Genomic DNA, 17,637 nt, shown 5'->3' on the forward strand with positions numbered 1-17,637 from the left:
GGAACGACGCGACGACATCCACGAAGCCTTCCTCGGCCTCGCCACCTGCCTCATCACCTACAGACACGTACGACGCCTTTGTTAGGGCCTCTTAGACGGACTGGAACTGTTCGGCCTTGCGCGTGATGGGCGAATCGAGGCGTCCAGGGCCGAAGAGCGGTTCAGACCGCCCCGCTCCCGATGGAGGTCACCGCGTTGAAGGCGCCTCGCGGACTTCCTCTGAGCCGGGCTCCTGCTACCGGCCGGCGGAAGAGTTCCTGGCCGAAACGGTTGTCCAGGCAGAAGTGATGAGAATCGGTCGGTGGGGGCGCTGCCTCTGAGAGGCGCCCCCACGGCCGTGTCACTTCTCGGAAGGGGCCAGGCTGGTGTTCTCGACCTGCTTCGCGAGCTTGGGTCGTTCCTTGATCAGGTCGGCGCTGACCGGGTCCTGGAAGTACTTCTTGTAGAGCTTGATGTAGGTTCCGTCGTCGATCATCGCGTTGATCTGGGTGTCGATGTCCTTGAGCAGCTTCGGGTCACCGTCCTTGCGCATGGGGAAGGCGGTGCCCTGGGGGGCTTCCCGTGTGACGGCGATGCGTACCGGCGACTTCGCGGCGTATGTGTCCGCGACGCCACCACCGAGAATGGCAGCGTCGATGCTTTTGGAGAGCAGCTGGGTGACGAGCGCTGTGTGGTCCTCGAACTTCACCTTACGCACGTCCGGCATGCGCTTGTCCATATAGTCCTCCTGCACTGAGCCGCTGACGACCCCGACCCGCTTGCCGTCGAAGTCCGACAGCTTGGTCTGCTTGTCGCCCTTCCGGGTCAGGATTTTGGTGAAGCCCCAGTAGTACGGGGTGGTGAAGTCGACCTGCTTCCTGCGCTCGGGGGCGGCGATGAACCCGCCGACCCCGATGTCGTACTGGTTGGCGGTCAGGCCGGTGAGCGCGCCCTGCAGGCTCGTGGCCTTGTACTGGACCTTCACGCCGAGGCGCTTGGCTGCCTCGTTCATCAGATCGATAGCGAATCCGCTGGGCTTGCCCGACTCGTCGGTGACCGCGAAGGGCGGCTGCTCGGACACAGTGCTCGCGGTGACCACACCGGGGTAGACCAGGTCCTTGTACTTGGCTGTTCCGGAGTCCGCTGCATTGCTGTTGCCGCCGCAGGCGGTGAGGGGGAGCAGCAGTGCGGTGGTGACGGCGCCGACGAGCAGTGTTCTACGGGAAATGTGCATGGCTGGGACTTTCTGTGCTGGGAGGGCGGTTCAGAGGATTTGGGAGAGGAACTGGCGCAGCCGGGGGTGTTCGGCGCTTTCGAAGATCCGGTCGGGGGTGCCGATCTCGGCGAGGCGGCCGTCGCACATGAAGGCGACGCGGTCGGCGGCCTCCCGGGCGAAGCCCATTTCGTGGGTGACGACGGCCATGGTCATGCCGCCCGATGCGAGATCCCGCATCACGGCGAGTACGTCCTTGACCAGTTCGGGGTCGAGCGCGGAGGTGGCCTCGTCGAAGAGCATCACCTCCGGCTCCATGGCCAGAGCGCGGGCGATGGCCACGCGCTGCTGCTGCCCGCCGGACAGCCGGCTGGGCCGCTGCTCGGCAAAGGCGGCGAGGCCGACCTCCTCGAGGCGGCGTCGTGCGGTGGCGCGTGCCTGTTCGCGGCCCATGCCCTTGACCGAGGTCAGGGCGAGGCTGACGTTGCGCTCGACGCTCATGTGCGGGAAGAGGTTGAAGTGCTGGAAGACCATGCCGACGCGGGAGCGGGCGGCGTCGACGTCGGCGTCCGGCGCGGTCAGACAGGTCTCGCCGAGCCAGATCTCACCACAGTCGGGGATCTCCAGCAGGTTCAGGCACTTCAGCAGGGTGGACTTGCCCGAGCCGGACGGGCCGATCACACAGAGGGTCTCTCCGCGCTGCACATCGAGGGTGACCTCGCGTACCACGGTGTTGGAGCCGTAGCTCTTGCTGAGCCCTTTGACCTGCAGGGCGGCGAGGTCGTCCGGTGTCCGGGGCGCGGCTTCGGTCTTGGCTTCGGGCAGGGGGGCGACTGGGTTCGGACCGGCGGTGGCGGGGGTCATCGGGCTTCTCCTCCGGCAGGCTGGAGCGGGGTGGTGGGCAGGTCCGGATCGGCCGAGGCCGGTGTCTTGTCGGGGCGGGGGCCTTCGCGCAGCCGTCTGTCCAGGTAGTTCACGAAGTAGGTCATGGGGATGGTCAGCGCGAGGTAGCAGATGCCCGCGGCGATCAGAGGTGAGGAGTTGTAGGTACGGGCGACCTCCTCCTGGGCGATGAAGTAGAGCTCGCGCTGTCCGACGGCTAGGCCGAGGAGGTAGACGAGCGAGCTTTCCTTGATGTCCTTGACGAACTGGCCGGTCATGGCGGGCAGCACGCGGCGGATGCCCTGCGGCACCACGACCAGGCGCATCGCCTTGAGATAGCTCAGACCCAGGCTGCGGGCGGCCTGCAACTGGCCGGGATCGACGCTCTGGATGCCGGAGCGGAAGATCTCCGCGGTGTACGCGCCGGAGATGATGCCGATCGCCAGGACCGCGTAGCCGAGGGGGTCGGTGCCGAAGGGGCGGATCCCGGCGGCGGGCAGGCCCACACCGACCAGCATCACCGTGATGATCACCGGAAGGCCGCGGAAGACGTCGACGTAGAGCCGGGCGGGCAGCCTCACCCACCATCGGTTCGACAGCAGCAGCATCGCGGCCGCCAGAGCGATGACCACACCGAGCACGATGGCCCCTGCGGCGATCGCCAACGTGTTCAGCAGGCCCTCGGAGATCAACCGCGGAAACGTCTCGGCGATCACGCCCCAGTCGAAGAACGTGTCGGCCAGAGCATTCGAAGCCAAAGAGACAGGGGACGAGAGGGTCATCACGACTCCTGACCAGGCGCGAAGGAAGAAGCGGAGGCGTGGAACTCCGAGCGGACCGCCCCCTCACCGTCATCGACAGCGCGAAGGTCGGGTATGTGCGGCACAGCGGCGCGGGGAACAGCCGGCTCGCCTCGCTGACGGCGATACCGAAGCCGACGATGAGGATGGTGGCCGGCGGCGGAAAGGTCACGAAGTTCCCGGAACGCGGTGTGCAAGGCTCTCGACTGGGGCTCAGTCGGCTGTGACTGGACGAGGGTGGAACTCACGGGGACCTCCTTGTGTGATGGGAGAGGGAGCGCACGGCCGTCTTGCGGAGCACCGTGCCAGGGCGGTGTGTCGTGAAGTCGCCATCACGCAGTACGGGGCGGCCGTTGACGAGGACGTGACGAGTGCCCACGGCATAAGAGAGCGGGGCGTCAAAGGTGGCGGTGTCGCTGACCGTCTTGGGATCGAAGACGGCGAGGTCGGCGACCATACCTTCGCTCACGGTTCCTCGGTCGGTGAGGCTGAGGCGGGCGGCGGGCAGCGCGCTCATCTTGCGGACGGACTCCTGGAGCGTGAGGACCTGGCCGTCGCGGGTGTACCGGGACAGGACCCGGGCGAAGGCACCGAAGTTACGGGGGTGGGGGTGGCCGTCGGTGGCGGTGTCCAGGACCGAGCCGTCACTGACGACTGCGCTGCCGGGGTGGCGCAGCACTGTTTCCACATCCGCCTCGGACATTGCATGGTTGACGATCCAGACCTGGGCCTGGTGCGCGCGCAGTACGTCGAGGGATGCCTCGGCCGGATCGCGGCCAGTGGCGGCGGCGATGTCCTGGACCGTGCTTCCCACCCACGAGGAGTAGCGGCCCGGCGGCATCGCAGCGATGACGGTGCATTCGGGAAGGAAGGTGTGCCCGGTCTTCGCCCGGAGTTCCGAAGTGATCGCCTCGCGGGTCTTCGGATTCTCCAGTCGGGCGAGGAGCGCGTGGAGACCGCCGTCCAGCGCCCAGTCGGGAAGGCGCGAGGTGAGCCGGGTGGAGGAGGCGGCGTAGGGGTAGACATCGCACGCCACGTCCACTCCTTCCGCGACAGCGGAGTCGATGAGGGTCAGCGCCTCGTGCACCTTGCCGTGGTTGGCGGGACCCATGGCCTTGAGGTGCGAGATCTGAAGGCGCACGCCGCTGCGTCGGGCGGTTTCCAGAGCTTCGGTCACGGCCTCGACGAGATGGTCACCCTCGTCGCGCACATGGGTGCTGTAGAGCAGTCCGGCCTGCCGAGCCTCGGTGGCCAGCGCCACGACCTCGTCGGTGTCGGCGAACGACCCCGGGGCATAGATAAGTCCGGTGGACAGACCGAACACCCCCTGTTCGGCAGCCCTGGCGAGGAGCTTGCGCATGAGGGCGGTCTCGTCGGCTGTCGCGGGGCGCCGTTCGGTGCCGACTACGGCCACGCGGAGGGCCGCGTGCCCGACGAGCGCTGCGAGATTGACGCACGGTTCGGCCTTCTCCACCGCGCGTGCGAAGCCGTCGAAGTCCTCCCAGGGCATGTCGGCGGTGCTGAGGCCGCCGCGTGCGAGCGTGGTGTCCCACGCTTGGCGCCGCTCGGAGGTGACGGGGAAGGGGGAAGCGCCGCAGTTGCCCGTGACGATGGTGGTGACGCCCTGTCTGATGCACGCTTCGGCGCTGGGCACGTCGCACACGGTGTAGTCGGCGTGCGAGTGCAGGTCGATGAAGCCGGGCGCGACGACGTGGCCGGTGCAGTCGAGCACCTCCCGTGCGGTGGCGTGAGTCGTGGCCCGTCCGAGGAAGACGATGCGGTCGCCACGGATGCCGACATCCGCCCGTCGGACCGGGCCGCCGGTCCCGTCGATGACGGTGCCGCCGACGGCGAGTACATCGAATTGGTTCAACTTTCTTCCTTCGCAGTGGAGTTCGGTTCGGGTACCTGGCAGTGCGCGGCGGTCGGGTGAGCCGTACGAGGATGAGGGCGTACATGACCGCTGCCGGAATGAGGAGCGTCCAGCCCCAGCGAGAGCAGCGCCCTCAGCCCAGTGCCTTGGGCAAAGCGGAGAGCGCCCATCGTGTTCGCGTTGGGGTAGGGGCCGCAGGTGTCGGCCTTCGATCCCCGCAGATAGGTCACCGCCCAGGCGGCAGGTGTGAGGCCGATGCTGGTGCCGAGGAGGGTGGCGATGTCGATGGGTGGCCGGTGGACGAGGAGGATCGCGGCTGGCAGGGAGAGCATGGTGGCCGGCAGAAGGTTCATGCCGCACAGCGAGAGCACGGCGTACATGACGAAGGGGAGCAGGTCCCGGATCGTCGGCGCGTGGAACGCAACCGAGTGTCAGTGTGGCGATCAGTCCCGCTACGGCAACGGCGTAGGGTGCGGCCTCCTTGGCCGCGGGCAAACGGCGAACGGGTGTCGTCGGAACTTCGGTCAGTGTCATGATCAGGCTTCTGTCTGTGCGAATCGCGCGTGGGCCGGGGTGCTGTCCACGTCACTGAAGAGGAGTGCGTCTGCCTGGTCGACGCCGCTTTCCGCCAGGATCTCGACGAGGGTCTGTTCCGGGCGGACCGCGGCGAACCGTATGTCCGATTCGCGCGTGGTGAAGCCGTGTACGGCGGGTCGGGCGAGACTGTTGTACGACCAGGGGGAGGAGAAGTAGTAGCCGCCGGTGTCCAACAGCACCACGACGTCCCCAGGTGCCAGTTCGGGCAGCTTGCGTCCGCGGGCTACGAGGTCCCCAGCGAAACAGCACGGGCCCGCGACATCCTGGACCCGCTCCGGAGCATGCTTGGGCCTGCCGTCGGAGTCGTACACGGCGATCCGCAGCGGCCACGCCTCCGGCATGAAGACGGTACGGGTGGCGATGTGCGCGCCCGCGTGTGTCAGCGCGATGCGGCGGCCGCCGGTGTCCTTGGTGTACTCCACGACCGCGGCCGTGAAGCCGTTCTTGGCGACCAGTGAACGACCGAACTCGGTTACCAGGTCGTAGCGCCCGCCGAGGAGTTCGGGAACGGAGGTGCGCAGCTGCCGAACGTAGTCTGCGTAGGTCGGGCGGATCTCGTCGTCGTCAAAGTTGACCGGCAGGCCGCCGCCGATATCCAGACTGGTCACCTGCTGCCGGCCCGCCATCGCGTTGATCTCCTCGGCGAGTTCGTACGCGGCGCGCACTCCCTGGCCGATGAGTTCCAGGGGGCAGCCTTGCGAACCGACGTGCACGTGCAGCCGAGTGAGCCAGGGACGCTCGGCGAAAGCCTTGAGGATGCGCTTCCGTGCTCCGGCATCTCGCAGTGGCACGCCGAACTTCGAGCTGAGCGAGGCGGTGCTCATCGCGTCGATGGCTCCGGCGCCGACCTGTGGGTTGATCCGCAGCCCGAGCACCGAGGTGCTCTCGCTCACAGCGAGTAGTTCGCCGATGCGGTCCAACTCGGGAAAGTTGTCGGCGTTCACCGCCACTCCCAAGGCGAGCGCGTCGGCCAGCTCGGCACGGGTCTTCGCGGGTGAGTCCAGCACGATGCGTTCCGGCGGGAAGCCGGCAGCGACGGCCTGGGCGAGTTCGCCCGGGCTGGCGACCTCGCACCCCATGCCGGACCGGGCGAGCAGTCGCAGCACGGGGACCAAAGGCGCGGCCTTGGCGGCGAACGTGTGCAGCACTGGTGCGTCGCCAAAGGCCCGTTGGAGGTCGCGCACGGACTCCTGGATCCCGTCGGCGTCCAAGAATCCCGCCGCCACATGGGCGGGGCCGATCAGACCGGACCGCACCGCCTCGCGGACAGCTCGGTCACGCTGCTGTCGACCGCCTTCACTGTCTTGATCGACTTGCGCAATCCTCACGATCTCGGACCTCCTCGGTGCCCCAAGAGTGTTCGGGCCACCAGAATCGGCAGGCTTCGTGGAACGACTACCGAAACGCAGCATTCCGTCACGACAGGCGAACGGGAGGCTTATACGCAGCTCGTACACCGTGATAAGCAGAGGCATGTCGCACGATTCCGTCGATGAGAAAGACCTGGAGCTGATCCATGCGCTCCAGCTCTCCCCGCGCGCCTCCTGGGCTCAGATGGCCGGGGCGCTCGCGCTCGACCCGGTGACTGTGGCACGCCGTTGGGAGCGGCTGGCCGAGGAGGGACTGGCGTGGGTCACCTGTGTGGCCGGCACGGCCCTGCACAGCGAGTTCTGCATGGTGTACATCGAGATCGATTGCATTCCCGGCCGGCTGGACCACATTGCCACCGCGTTGAGTACCGAGCCCCACGTGCGCTACGTCCACCACCTCACAGGCCTGTACGGGCTGCTGGTCGTGGCGACGTTGCGCACATCCGCGGAGGTGTCGGCATGCCTGCGCGGCACGGTAGGGCAGCTGTCCGGTGTCCGGGCGTACCGAGCGGAGATACGGACCGTGGGCTACGGCGAGCCGAGCCGATGGCGTCTGCGCAGCCTCGAACGGTCACAGCGACACGCATTGGAACCGGCCGGCACACCGTCCACGACGGTGGGAGGTGCCCGGATGGACGCTGTGGACCGGAAACTGTTCCGGCTGCTGCACGAGGACGGCCGCATGTCCTACACCGCGCTCGCCGACCGCGCCGGGATCAGCGAGCCCACCGCGCGCCGCCGCGTCAAGCGCCTGCTGACCCACCGGTTGCTCCGGCTGCGCTGCGAGATGGCACAGTCCCTGTCGGGCTGGCCGTACTCGGCCTTCTTGTGGGCGAGCGTGGCACCGCAGCACATGGAGTCCACGGCACGCTCGCTTACGGCGCTCCCTGACGTACGCCTGTGCTGCGCCCTCACGGGAGAGCGGAACCTCCTGCTGATGGTCTGGCTACGGTCCCTCGGAGATCTGCCGCAGTTGGAGGCGACGATCACTGAGCGCTCTCGAAATCTCTCCATAGTGGACCGGGCCGCCTGCCTGCACACCGTGAATCAGATGGGTCGACTGCTCGACAGCGAGGGGCGCAGCGTCGGGTATGCGGCGCCCAATGTGGGGGCGTTCCTGGACGCCTGAGAAGCCGTATCTCAACCGAACGTGATCGCTTGATTTCCGCTGGTCAGGCATGGTCTAGCTCGGAGTCAGGGAGGCATGCGGCGTCTTGTGTCGGCTCCGTGATCGAAGGGTGCACGATGGCGTCGGTGCTGGGAATGCTGGAGGAGCGGGAGACAGCGGCTCGGGTGCGGGTGGAAGGACTGCGGGAGGAAGCCGCGCGGCTGGCTGGGGCGTTGGAGGCCGCGGAGATCGAGCTGGACCGGCGGGTGATCGCACGGGAGGAGCTGGTCGAGGCCCTGGCAGCCTCGGCTGCCGAGACCACCGCCGTGACCGGGGTGCAGGCGCAAACCGTGTCGTCGCCCGCGCCGGTGCCGGGCTCGATCGTGCCGCCGTGGCGCGAGGGACTGCAGGTGACGGTGCTGGCGCCCGACTACCAGCGGATTCTGGGCGTGCTCGACGAGCGGCAACCTGCGGGCCAGGGGCCGCTGAAGGCCAGGGAGATCACGGCCAGGCGCTGCTTGATCTGCTCGGCCTCGGCATCGCCCGCCACGAGATCCCGCCCGCGACCAGGTAGCGGACCGCGTCCAGCAGCTGGCGGTGGCAGTAGCTCTCGGGCTGCCCGCCCCTGCCCTTCAGCCAGGCCGGCACCGGCAGCAACGGTCGGACAGCCGCCCACTCCGCGTCCATAGTGTCCGACGGATAGCGGCGCACCCGGTCTGGATGATCGGCTGCGTTGCCGTACACGTGCGCGAGGCAATCACACGATGGTGCAGCCGAGTTGAACTGGACGGGCTCGGACGCGTACAACAACGACACCAGGGCCTCCCGGCACTGCTCGGTCAGATTCGCATCCCCGAGCTACCGAGAGGCACTGTCTTCATGCGCGCACAACACGAAGATCACCCCGGCGGGAAGCATGTTCGACCCACACGCTCCATGATCGGTTGAGATACGGCTTCTTAGAAGGCGCCTGGCGAGGGCGCGTCTGCTGTGCCTCTGACCTGCTCTTATGTGATGCCCTGACGGGCTGTCAGTGAATCTTTCGGAGTTTTCGGGAAGGATCCCGCTGGTCCTGGCTACTGCTGGGTGCGTGACGGTCCGGTGGGCGGCCCTCCGAGCCTGGCTGTGGGTAGTCCGGCAGTGTCGCCGGTGCCTTGGGGGTGTTCCGCCCATGAGTCCCATCACCGATGCAGGTCGCCCCCGCCCACAGACGGGGGCGGGGCCGGGGGTGGCCTGTGGAGAGCTGGCAATTTCCCAGCAGTAGCAGGACGTGTACTGCGGCTCAACGAACCCCACCTACGTGATCGCGGCGTCCCAGCACTATGTTGCGCCATCGTTCCCGGGGCTGCTGTTCCCCGTCGATCCAACGTGCTTGTACGGTGCTCGGAGGCAGTGGGAGGTCGCCCATGAAGTGCGCGATCTCGACGTAGTAGGCGTAGTAGCCGTTTTGCGTGAGCTCACGCAAGCGGGCGATACCAGCCGCGAGGTTGTCCTGGGCATCCAGGACCGCGTGGTGGAAGCACAGGGCCAGCTGCAGTTTGGCCGCGGCGTAGGAGATGCCGGAGGCGCCGATTTCTGCGAGCTGGACGGCCGCCCGGTCAGGCAGGTCCAGGGCGAATCCTGCGTCGCGCACGAGGGCGGCGATGCGAGCGGTCATCTCGTTCGAGCGCAGGCTAAGGGGCGACAGCAACCGGTCCGCGAGGTCGAGTTCGTCGTCGGCCCGAAGCGGGTCGCTGAAGGACACGGCGAAGGCGAGATGTGCCTGGGCCACAGCGGTCTCGCCGACCACACCGTGTTCTTCGGCGTCGCTCCGGGCTGCAAGATACGCGACTGCCGCCCGTTCCATGTCTCCCTCCACCCACCACACGTCCCCAAGCACCCGATGGTGCCGCCCAGCCCAGCCCAGACTCTCGGCGGCCTCCACGGCTGCAGGGAAGTCTCCGGACACTCGGTTCAGGTGCGCAAGGCCCCGCCGAGCGGCGAAGGCGAGCCGCCCGCCGGTGGATGCGACACGCTGCATGCCGCGGCGAGAATCGTCGGTCAGCCCGAGGTCCCGCTGCGCCTTCGCCCGGTAATACGCGGGCAGTTCGACCAGGTCATCGGGGAGCAACTCCGATGCAAGGACGGCAGAGAGTCGACTGACCGTGCGTTCACGGTGTTCGTGCTGGCGCCGGGCGATGGCACTGAGCGTTTCCACCAGGGCATCCGCAGCAGTCTGCAGGCCGTCCGACGATGCGGCATCGTCGGCGGGGAGCACCAGCGGTTCCCAGATCGAGTCCCCTACGTACTGGAAGGCGGCATCGGCGAGCCAACCGAGATCGAGCTGGAAGTCCCGTGCGAGGAGCAGCCCCTGCTGGAGGCAACCGACCAGGACGGCGCGATCGCGTCGCAGGTCCTGGCGCCACTGCGATTCCAGGGCGTGGAAGGCGCGTTGGGCCGCGCGCTGCCAGTCCTGCTCCGACCAGCGGTCGTCACTGCCGTCGTCTGCGTTGCGAATGGCGGCGCGGATCAGGTCGTGAACATGGAAGGGCCACACCCCGGAGGGGGACTCCCGGATGAAGGGGCGCTCGATCAGCCGTAGGGCAGGCGCGTCGTGCTGCATGCCGGCGGCCCGGGTGGCCAGGGGCACGGAGAACGCGTTGAGCAGGCTGACCGAGCGGAGTACGTGGCGTTCCTCGGCGGTCAGGTCGCTGAGGGTTCGGGTGATCAGAGCGGGGAAGTCGTGCTCGAAGTCGGTGACCTGCGGCTGACTGCCGTTGCGCCGAAGTTCCAGGTAGCGCATGACCGACAGGTCCAGGTACAGCGGCAGACCGTGGGAGCGCTCGGCGATGGTCCGGCGGATCGGTTCGTCGATGACTGGCTGCCCGTCCCGGCGGAGTCTGCGGGCGAGGTACTCCTCGCAGTCTTCGGGGGAGAAGTCGCCAATCAGGATCTGGCGGCTGGATGCGCCCGACCCGGTAGGTACTGTTTCGGGGGCGAGTCCAGGCCACGCGTTCGGCCCGGTCCAGTCGAGTTGACCTTCCAGGCTCGTCTCCGCCCACTGAAGGCGGTTGCGTCCGGTGACGACGAAGAAGGCGTTGGGCATCAGCCACACGATGCGCTGGAGCAGGCGCTCGAAGTCACGGTGGGTGCGGTCGCCGGTGTCCTCGAAGGTGTCCAGCAGGATCACAGGCAGTGCGCTCTTGTCGGCCGGGAGTTGGGCCAGGTCCCAGGCGAGAAGGTGCGGGTAGAAGCTGAGGGCGTCCAGGTCGGGCTCGGCCTCCAGGAGATCGGCCAGACGGGAGCAGCCGGCGAGTGCGCGTACGGACTGGTGCCGCTCGCGTAACGCCTTGATGAGCGCTCCGGCCCCGTGTCCAAGCGCGCTCCCGACGGTACCGGGCAGGAGCAGCGCCTGGGCGATGTCGCTGAGGACGGACTGAATCTGCTGCGGCAGGGCGGCAGCGGCGCTGAAGCGGCTCAGCAGCCCGCCTCGGCGCAGGTAGTCCTCGATCAGTTCGCCCGGGTGGTTGTGCTCCCAGTAGCGGCGCAGAGCGAGGTCGAAGGCGGGCATCGGCCGGCCGAGCGCGGCGACGGCCAGGCGGATGGTGAGGATGACGCGTTCGAAGTCCACACCCGCGGCACGAGCGAGGTCGATGCGGACCGGCAGCGTCCGCTCCTCGGGGTGGGACGGCAATTCCCATTGCACGGGGCGGTGCTCGCTGTGGGCGAGCGATGCCTCGATCTTGCGGGAGAGTGTGGACTTGCCGATCCCGCCCACACCGTGGAACACGAGGATGTTGCGGCGGGGACCTTCCAGGTCCTCCACGTCGAAGTCCGCGCGGATCATGTGCCGTACCTGCTCGGTGAGGCCGGCCGTCACTGCTTGCCACTGTGCCTGCCGGTTCGTGAACGCCTCATTGGCGGCGATGCTCCGGTCGTTCGAGCTGAACAGCGTTCGAAGGTCCCGCCTTGCCACTGCTCCCCCTGGCGATCAACTGGAGCCAATCTATGCTCCCTTGATGCCAGGCTGACAAGAACGCATTCAGGCATGGTCTGCAGGTCACGCCTGGCGCACGGTAGTTGAGCTGAACCTCGTCACCCAAGGTGGTCACTTGTACGACTGTGCCCACGGGCCGAGTGCAGCTCGTCGTCACACCCGCAGGTGCAGTGGAAACCAGGCGCGACGACCGGGTCACGAATCTGGCCGTGACGTCGTGGGGGCGCCGCATTCCTCCGAATGAAGAGCGGTCGCTGGTGTTCCGCGACGAAGGGGAGGCCGTGTCCCGATCACCGTGGGTCGTCCTGTACGTCCCAGGGAGTGGCGTTTTCCTGTGCAGCGTGCAGCGACAGCCCCTTATTGAGGGAGCGGATTTCGGTCAATCCCTGTGTTGGGAGCCGAGGTTGAGTGCATTGTCGCGTTTGCGATCTGGTGGATTTCGAAGTTCACCGTGATGATGCCCGCCGGATCGGCGAACGGGGGGCGGGCATGGCGTTGGGGTGGGGACCGCGGGCTCAGGGACGGGCCGGGACCGGGGTGGTCGAGGGGCCGGCGGTGCCTATTCAGGTTGACCCCACGACCTTCGGTAGCCGTACCGGCGAGGTGGATCCAACATCTTCTGAGGTGACGAGGCTCCTGTGTCAAACCGTCTACGCGCGTCCTGACCGAGTCGGAGAGGTCAAGGCGTGGTGGCGCAAATTCCGGGGCAAGGGCAAGAAGCCGAACAAGCCTCGACGCAGCACTCGCAGACGCATCTACCTGGAGGGCAGCGACGACTGTCCGCCGCTGGGTGAGCCTGTGGCGCAGTGGGTGGTGGACCATGTGCTGCACGGGCCGCCGCTGCCTGTGCCGTCGTACGGGTTCGATCTCGTACCCGTGATGGCGCACAGTCTGCGTGCCCGGCGACGTCGATGGGCTCGGCGCTTGGCGGTTTTGTTTCTGGCTGCCCTCGTGATGTACGTGGCACCGCGGGCGGCCGTCGTCTGGGGAGCGGTCGCCCTGGTGGCTCTCTTGATGCGGTGGGCCGCGTACCGGGCGATACGCAAGGGAGGAAAGTCGCGGCTGGCCAGTTCACCCCGGGTGGCGTATCTCGTGCTGTGCACACCGTGGGTGCTCGCTGTTGTTCCGTACGAGCCGGTCGGCGGCGAGGTCGTCGCCCTGCGGATCGAGCTTCTCGTATTGCCGTTCGCACTACTGGTCGGAGCCGCGCTGGTGTGTGTCGGTGACAGGCTTGCAGCGAGGGCGGCGCTGTCCCGGCTCGTCCGGGATGGCGTGTCGTCCGATCGGCTGCCCTGGGCCGCCCCGAAGGGCGCACGCCGGATGGCACGCATAGGCAACGAACAGGCGAGGCGGGAGCTGCCGTACGACGAGCCCGAGTACTTCGTGGGAGCCGGGCGCGACGTGTGGGGGTCCGCCGACATCGACATCCCCTTGAAGCCGAAGGACCCGGACGAATCGGTCAAGTCGTTCGGAGAGGCAGAGCTGTTGCGGCGGATGGGCGGGGCGCTGCGGGAGCTGGGGCGCGGAGCCCGGGAGATCACTGATCCGCTGCCCGGCTTCTCCGTCACGGAGGTGAAGGGTCTGCCGTCGGCGCTGTGGCTGCGGCGAACCCGCGCGGAGAAGCTGGCGCTGCCGGACCTGCGAGGCCGGGGGCGCCGGTCACCGTCCAGCGTGCCGGACCGGTTGTATCTGCGGGCCCAGTGTGTCAGCTGGGACGGCCAGGTCGTGGTCAGTGTGTTCGTGCACGCGGCGCTGGAGGCGGGCGAACTGCGGCTGACCGTGCGTCCACACGTGATGACGCCGCTGTACAACGAGCTGCGGGTGACCGACGCTCCCGTCGCCAAGCGTGGGACACGGCTGCTCGGTTGGGTGGTAACGCAGTCGCTCTTGGACGCTGCTGCGGGCCCCCTCGCGCTGTGGCGCTTCGTGGCGCGGCTTGGGCTCGGCGAGCAGGCCGAGGACGGCCGCGCCGAGGAAAAGGATCCGGTCAGCCTGCGCGATCGATACTCCAGCGAAGAAGTCACCGACATGCACCAGAGCGACGACGCGAAAAGGCACGTCGTGTTGATGCAGACCTGCATCTTTCGGACCGTCGCCGAGTATCTCGACGATCTGGGCGTGGACACCGCTCCGTACGAGCGCCAAGTGGCCGCGGTCATCACCAACATCCAGGTGTACGGCGACAACAACGCGCCCATCCAGAACGTCGCGGGCAGCGACATTCGCGGGGTCGGCCAGAGCAACGGCAATCAGGGAGGCAAGTGATGATGGTGGGACGGCGTCGCCCCGAACCGGAGCAGGGAGACGGCTCGGGTATCAGCATCGGTGGCAACAACAACGCCCCGAATCAGAACGTCGTTGGGCAGAACATCTCCCACGTGTACCAGTCCGCATCTGTCCAGGGCGCAGTCGACGTCGAGGCCGTACGAGACCTCCTCACCTCGTTCCGTGCCGACGTGGAGCGCAACGAGGCGGGCCTGGCCAACGCGGCGGTTCTGCGTGCCATGGCGGACACCGTCGACACCTCGCTGGCCGCGCCCGACGCACAGGCCGGCGTACTTCGAGGGATCGCCCAGGCGCTCCCCGCGTTGGTGGCGGGAACCGTGGTTCAGCACGGCGGTGATGCTCTCGCCAACGCCATTGCCGGATGGCTGAGTTGAGACATCGAACGCTGCGCAGGAGGCGCGGCGGATACGGGATAAACAACTGAGTGCAGGCCGCGGCACGGGCCCCGGAGTGGTCACACAGGATGCACATCATGCTGCGGTCAGCCATAGGGGCCGCAGAGACACTCAAGCCCAAAGCTACAACCACGGAACGACGAAGGTCCTGCCCGCTGAGCGGGCAGGACCTTCGTTTCGGCTGGTCGGCCCTGGCGGAGGATACGAGATTCGAACCTGTGAGGGGTGGCCTGTCCCCCAACACGCTTTCCAAGTCTTCGTCTGGGGTTCGGTGGGGGACGGGGGTCTTCTGACCTGGGGCGGAGCGCCTCGTGCCTGGGGTTCTGGACGGTGCCGGACGGGGGTGAATGAGACCAGAACTGAGACCACAGTGCCTCTGATTCCGCCCACGGGTAGACGGCTTCAACGTCATACCCGCGGGCTGGCACGGCCTCGGCTCCGTTCAGTCTTCGAGCCGCGCGAGGAGTCCAGACGCGATGGCGACTGCGGCGACCGCATCCGCCCGGGGCCACGTGAAGTGCTCGGTGGTGCCGGGGTCGTCGTGGGGTGCCCCGCTGAACAGATCATAAGCGGCCTGGATGACCATCGCCCAGCGCTCAACCTGGTTCCGTTCCTTGGCCTTCTTGCCAACCGCCGTACGGTAGGCAGCGTCGTGGGCGTAGGAGTCGCGGACAGCGTCGAGAGATCCCCGGGACAGCGTGACGGCGTGCTCGAACTGGCCATTCTGGATCGCCTGCTTCGCTTCGCGGAGGCGTTTCGCCGCCGTAGCCCGGCCCTCCACCAATGTGATCGGGACCAGCACGTCCACATAAGCGCCCAGCTCAATCTGGGCGAGGGCCTTGCCCCACTCCGAATGCGGGATCATGACTATGCCCTGGTCCTCCGCGGCTGGCCAGGTCAGATCGCCGCCGAGCGCCACCGCGCGGAAGTCGACTGTCAGCTGTAGGTCGCGGCCTGCGCGATCCTTCTCCAACCGCCTGAGCTGCTCCTCGTTGATCGACAAGTACACCGTGAGGGTCGTCTTGAAGTCTCGGGCCACCGCAGGCCCCTCAGTGTGAAGTGTGCCCAGCCAACCCTGCACGCCAGGGAGATCACGGACCCACGCCTCGCCGCTCAGCTGATGCACAGCATTCTTGGGATAGTCGCCAGTGGCTGTGAGGTCGAATCTCAGCCCCAGCCGATGAACCCCGAACCCGGACTGGAGAGTGATCAGGTCCCGGGCCGGAACCAGGTTCAGGCTGTACTGCCTGTTGTCGAAAGGGAGTTGCACCATCAGAGCCTCCTTGTGCGCAGGATTGAGAGGCTTCCGATGGTGGCACCCAAATGTGCCAATCGCGACGGAATTCAGGGGCTAAATGTGCTTGATCTACACGGCGCAGGCGAGCCCCCTCCGCGCCCTGGTCATGACGCAGCCCGGGCAATGCGGTCGGCCCTCGTCGCGCTGGGCCCGTTCTCATGAGGCCACGTCGGTCCAGCCACTGCAGACGGCTGCGACAGTGATCACGGACCTGTCCAGGTGAACGCTTTCGTCCTAGCCCGAGGCAGGGGGCGAGGCAGACGCAGTAATTCCCCGCTATCGCCGGAAAAGTCCTGACGTGATATTGATGGGTGGTTCTGGACGCTGGTTCGGCTTCCGGAACCACTTGGTCAGGCAGGGTGGTGCACCCTGCTGAACTCACGCCGTGATCGCCCGTGCCACACGGTCCGCTCCGCATCGCTCACGCATCGTGGGGCATTGAGCAGCAGCTTCCACGTGACGGGATGAGTAATCGCTCGCTGCGCCACAGTCCAGTGCCGATACAGAAAATAGCCCGCCACGCCGAGTAACGACACCATCCGCCAGCTTGATGTACGACGTGGCGACATGGACGAGGTCAGCGAGCCTTGTCCATGAGAGGTCAGCCCCGCAGGGTGAGCGTGGTGGACAGGACCTTCAGGGCCACGGCGGGATGGAACAGCACGGCGGGGGAAGCCACCATGTTCACCACTCGCACGAACCTCGACCAGACAGCTGCGTCCTCCTACGGGATGGACCTGCTGCGCTGGTTCCGTTTCCTCTGGGCTGTCGAGGTGCCGTGGGACCGAGCGAGCCGGCTCGAGGCACGGGACTTCTCTCGCTGGCTTCAAGTCGCCGGCCAGCCGAGGCGCCCGCACTGGCGACGCCCGAGCGAGGCGGGCCGGTGGGCTGTAGGTGGCAAGCCATACGCGGCGTCGGTGCGAGCACACAGTGAGACAGTGCTGCGGAGTTTCTACGACTTCCATCGCGACATCAGTACCGGACCGGTACTCAACCCGTTTCCGCTGGACCGAGCACGTCGTGGCCGGCGGGCCCATGCCCACCACAACCCGATGGACCCGGCCCGCAACGAACACACGGGGCTCTATCGGCCGAGAGTGCCCAAGCGGGTGCCTCGCAGTGTCCCTGACGAGGAGTTCAACGAGATCTTCGCCCGGCTCCCGTCGCACCGCGACCGGGCCCTGGTCGCCTTCTACGTCTCCACCGGCGCCCGTGCTAGCGAACTGCTCAGCACCTGGCAGGCCGGCGCCGATCCGGGACGCCAGCTGATCTCAGTGGTCCGCAAGGGCACCCGCGAGGTCCAGGAACTGCCCGCTTCGACCGATGCGTTCGTCTGGCTTCGGCTCTACCAACTGGAGATGGACGACGCGATCCCGCGCGGGCGGCGCCTCCCGCTGTGGTGGACATTGCGCTCGCCGTCGAGGCCGCTGACCTACCACGCGGTTCACCGCATGTTCAAGCGGGCGAATGCCAAGGCGGGGACGTCTGCGACGCTGCATGCGCTGCGGCACACCGCCGCCTACCGGATGGCCGAGGATCCGAGTCTCCCACTCACCGATGTCCAATTCGTCCTCGGGCACGCCCAGTTGACCACGACACAGCTCTACCTCACGCCTCGCAAGGAGGTGGTGATCCGGCGACTGTTGGCCCACCATGCTGAGCAGACGCGGCAGGCAGCTGCCCGCGTCGCTCGGCCTCCGGCAGCCGAGTACCGGCCGGAAAGTCTCGATGTGCTGTTCGGAACCGGTGCCCGATGACCGTCACCTCGTCGCCGAACGTCAGCCGCCGCACACGGGCTGCTGGACTGGAGCCTCCCCGCCGGTGCGGGGGTGAACCGATCGTCGGGTCTCCGGCGATCAGC

General features: G+C 67.3%; 14 protein-coding genes. 5 read left to right on the top strand and 9 right to left on the bottom strand.

The window, feature by feature from the left end:
• Positions 1-340: 340 nt before the first annotated feature.
• Genes ACFY10_RS53815 through ACFY10_RS53825 form a run of 3 tightly spaced genes read right to left on the bottom strand, consistent with a single transcriptional unit; the run spans position 341 to position 2,832 of the window.
• Entirely contained in the window at positions 341-1,213 is an 873-nt protein-coding gene (locus ACFY10_RS53815) for a substrate-binding periplasmic protein (RefSeq protein WP_388843017.1), read from the bottom strand.
• Positions 1,214-1,243: 30 nt separating this feature from the next.
• Positions 1,244-2,056, bottom strand: coding sequence for an amino acid ABC transporter ATP-binding protein (locus ACFY10_RS53820; protein WP_119104714.1), 813 nt, complete (start codon positions 2,054-2,056; stop codon positions 1,244-1,246).
• Entirely contained in the window at positions 2,053-2,832 is a 780-nt protein-coding gene (locus ACFY10_RS53825; protein ID WP_388843018.1) for an amino acid ABC transporter permease, read from the bottom strand. Before ACFY10_RS53825 ends, ACFY10_RS53820 begins: the two co-directional genes overlap by 4 nt.
• A gap of 62 nt (positions 2,833-2,894) precedes the next feature.
• On the opposite strand from ACFY10_RS53825, the gene ACFY10_RS53830 reads away from it, so the two are divergent.
• Positions 2,895-3,101, top strand: a complete 207-nt coding sequence (locus ACFY10_RS53830; RefSeq protein WP_388843019.1) for a hypothetical protein — start codon at positions 2,895-2,897, stop codon at positions 3,099-3,101.
• A gap of 17 nt (positions 3,102-3,118) precedes the next feature.
• Here ACFY10_RS53830 and ACFY10_RS53835 read toward each other — a convergent pair whose 3' ends face one another.
• From ACFY10_RS53835 to ACFY10_RS53845, 3 genes are all read right to left on the bottom strand, one after another.
• Positions 3,119-4,747 carry an amidohydrolase family protein gene (locus tag ACFY10_RS53835; protein WP_388843020.1) on the bottom strand — a complete coding sequence of 543 codons (1,629 nt, stop codon included), beginning with the start codon at positions 4,745-4,747 and terminating at the stop codon, positions 3,119-3,121.
• On the bottom strand, positions 4,744-5,100 hold the full coding sequence (locus tag ACFY10_RS53840) for a hypothetical protein (protein ID WP_390672773.1): 357 nt from the start codon (positions 5,098-5,100) through the stop codon (positions 4,744-4,746). The genes ACFY10_RS53835 and ACFY10_RS53840 overlap by 4 nt, the downstream gene beginning before the upstream one ends.
• 183 nt (positions 5,101-5,283) lie before the next feature.
• A complete protein-coding gene (locus ACFY10_RS53845; protein WP_390672774.1) occupies positions 5,284-6,672 on the bottom strand; it encodes a diaminopimelate decarboxylase in 1,389 nt (462 codons plus the stop codon).
• 145 nt (positions 6,673-6,817) lie between these two features.
• Here ACFY10_RS53845 and ACFY10_RS53850 point away from each other — a divergent pair, with 145 nt between their 5' ends.
• On the top strand, positions 6,818-7,843 hold the full coding sequence (locus ACFY10_RS53850) for an Lrp/AsnC family transcriptional regulator (protein WP_388843023.1): 1,026 nt from the start codon (positions 6,818-6,820) through the stop codon (positions 7,841-7,843).
• A gap of 480 nt (positions 7,844-8,323) precedes the next feature.
• On the opposite strand, the gene ACFY10_RS53855 is transcribed toward ACFY10_RS53850, so the two are convergent.
• Complete coding sequence (locus tag ACFY10_RS53855; protein ID WP_390672775.1) at positions 8,324-8,566, bottom strand: transposase; 243 nt, start codon at positions 8,564-8,566, stop codon at positions 8,324-8,326.
• A 538-nt stretch (positions 8,567-9,104) separates the two neighbouring features.
• Positions 9,105-11,777 (bottom strand): ATP/GTP-binding protein, encoded by a 2,673-nt coding sequence (locus tag ACFY10_RS53860; protein WP_390672776.1) that lies wholly within the window; start codon positions 11,775-11,777, stop codon positions 9,105-9,107.
• Between the two features lie 453 nt (positions 11,778-12,230).
• Here ACFY10_RS53860 and ACFY10_RS53865 point away from each other — a divergent pair, with 453 nt between their 5' ends.
• Positions 12,231-14,063, top strand: coding sequence for a hypothetical protein (locus ACFY10_RS53865; protein WP_390672777.1), 1,833 nt, complete (start codon positions 12,231-12,233; stop codon positions 14,061-14,063).
• Positions 14,063-14,458 carry a hypothetical protein gene (locus ACFY10_RS53870; protein WP_390672778.1) on the top strand — a complete coding sequence of 132 codons (396 nt, stop codon included), beginning with the start codon at positions 14,063-14,065 and terminating at the stop codon, positions 14,456-14,458. Before ACFY10_RS53865 ends, ACFY10_RS53870 begins: the two co-directional genes overlap by 1 nt.
• Before the next feature lie 463 nt (positions 14,459-14,921).
• On the opposite strand, the gene ACFY10_RS53875 is transcribed toward ACFY10_RS53870, so the two are convergent.
• Positions 14,922-15,752: a hypothetical protein gene (locus ACFY10_RS53875; protein ID WP_390672779.1), complete on the bottom strand. Its 831-nt coding sequence runs from the start codon at positions 15,750-15,752 to the stop codon at positions 14,922-14,924.
• 962 nt (positions 15,753-16,714) lie between these two features.
• Here ACFY10_RS53875 and ACFY10_RS53880 point away from each other — a divergent pair.
• Positions 16,715-17,533: a tyrosine-type recombinase/integrase gene (locus ACFY10_RS53880; protein WP_390672780.1), complete on the top strand. Its 819-nt coding sequence runs from the start codon at positions 16,715-16,717 to the stop codon at positions 17,531-17,533.
• Positions 17,534-17,637: the final 104 nt, after the last annotated feature.

The organism is Streptomyces sp. NPDC001401 (assembly GCF_042895385.1).
Lineage (GTDB): Bacteria > Actinomycetota > Actinomycetes > Streptomycetales > Streptomycetaceae > Streptomyces.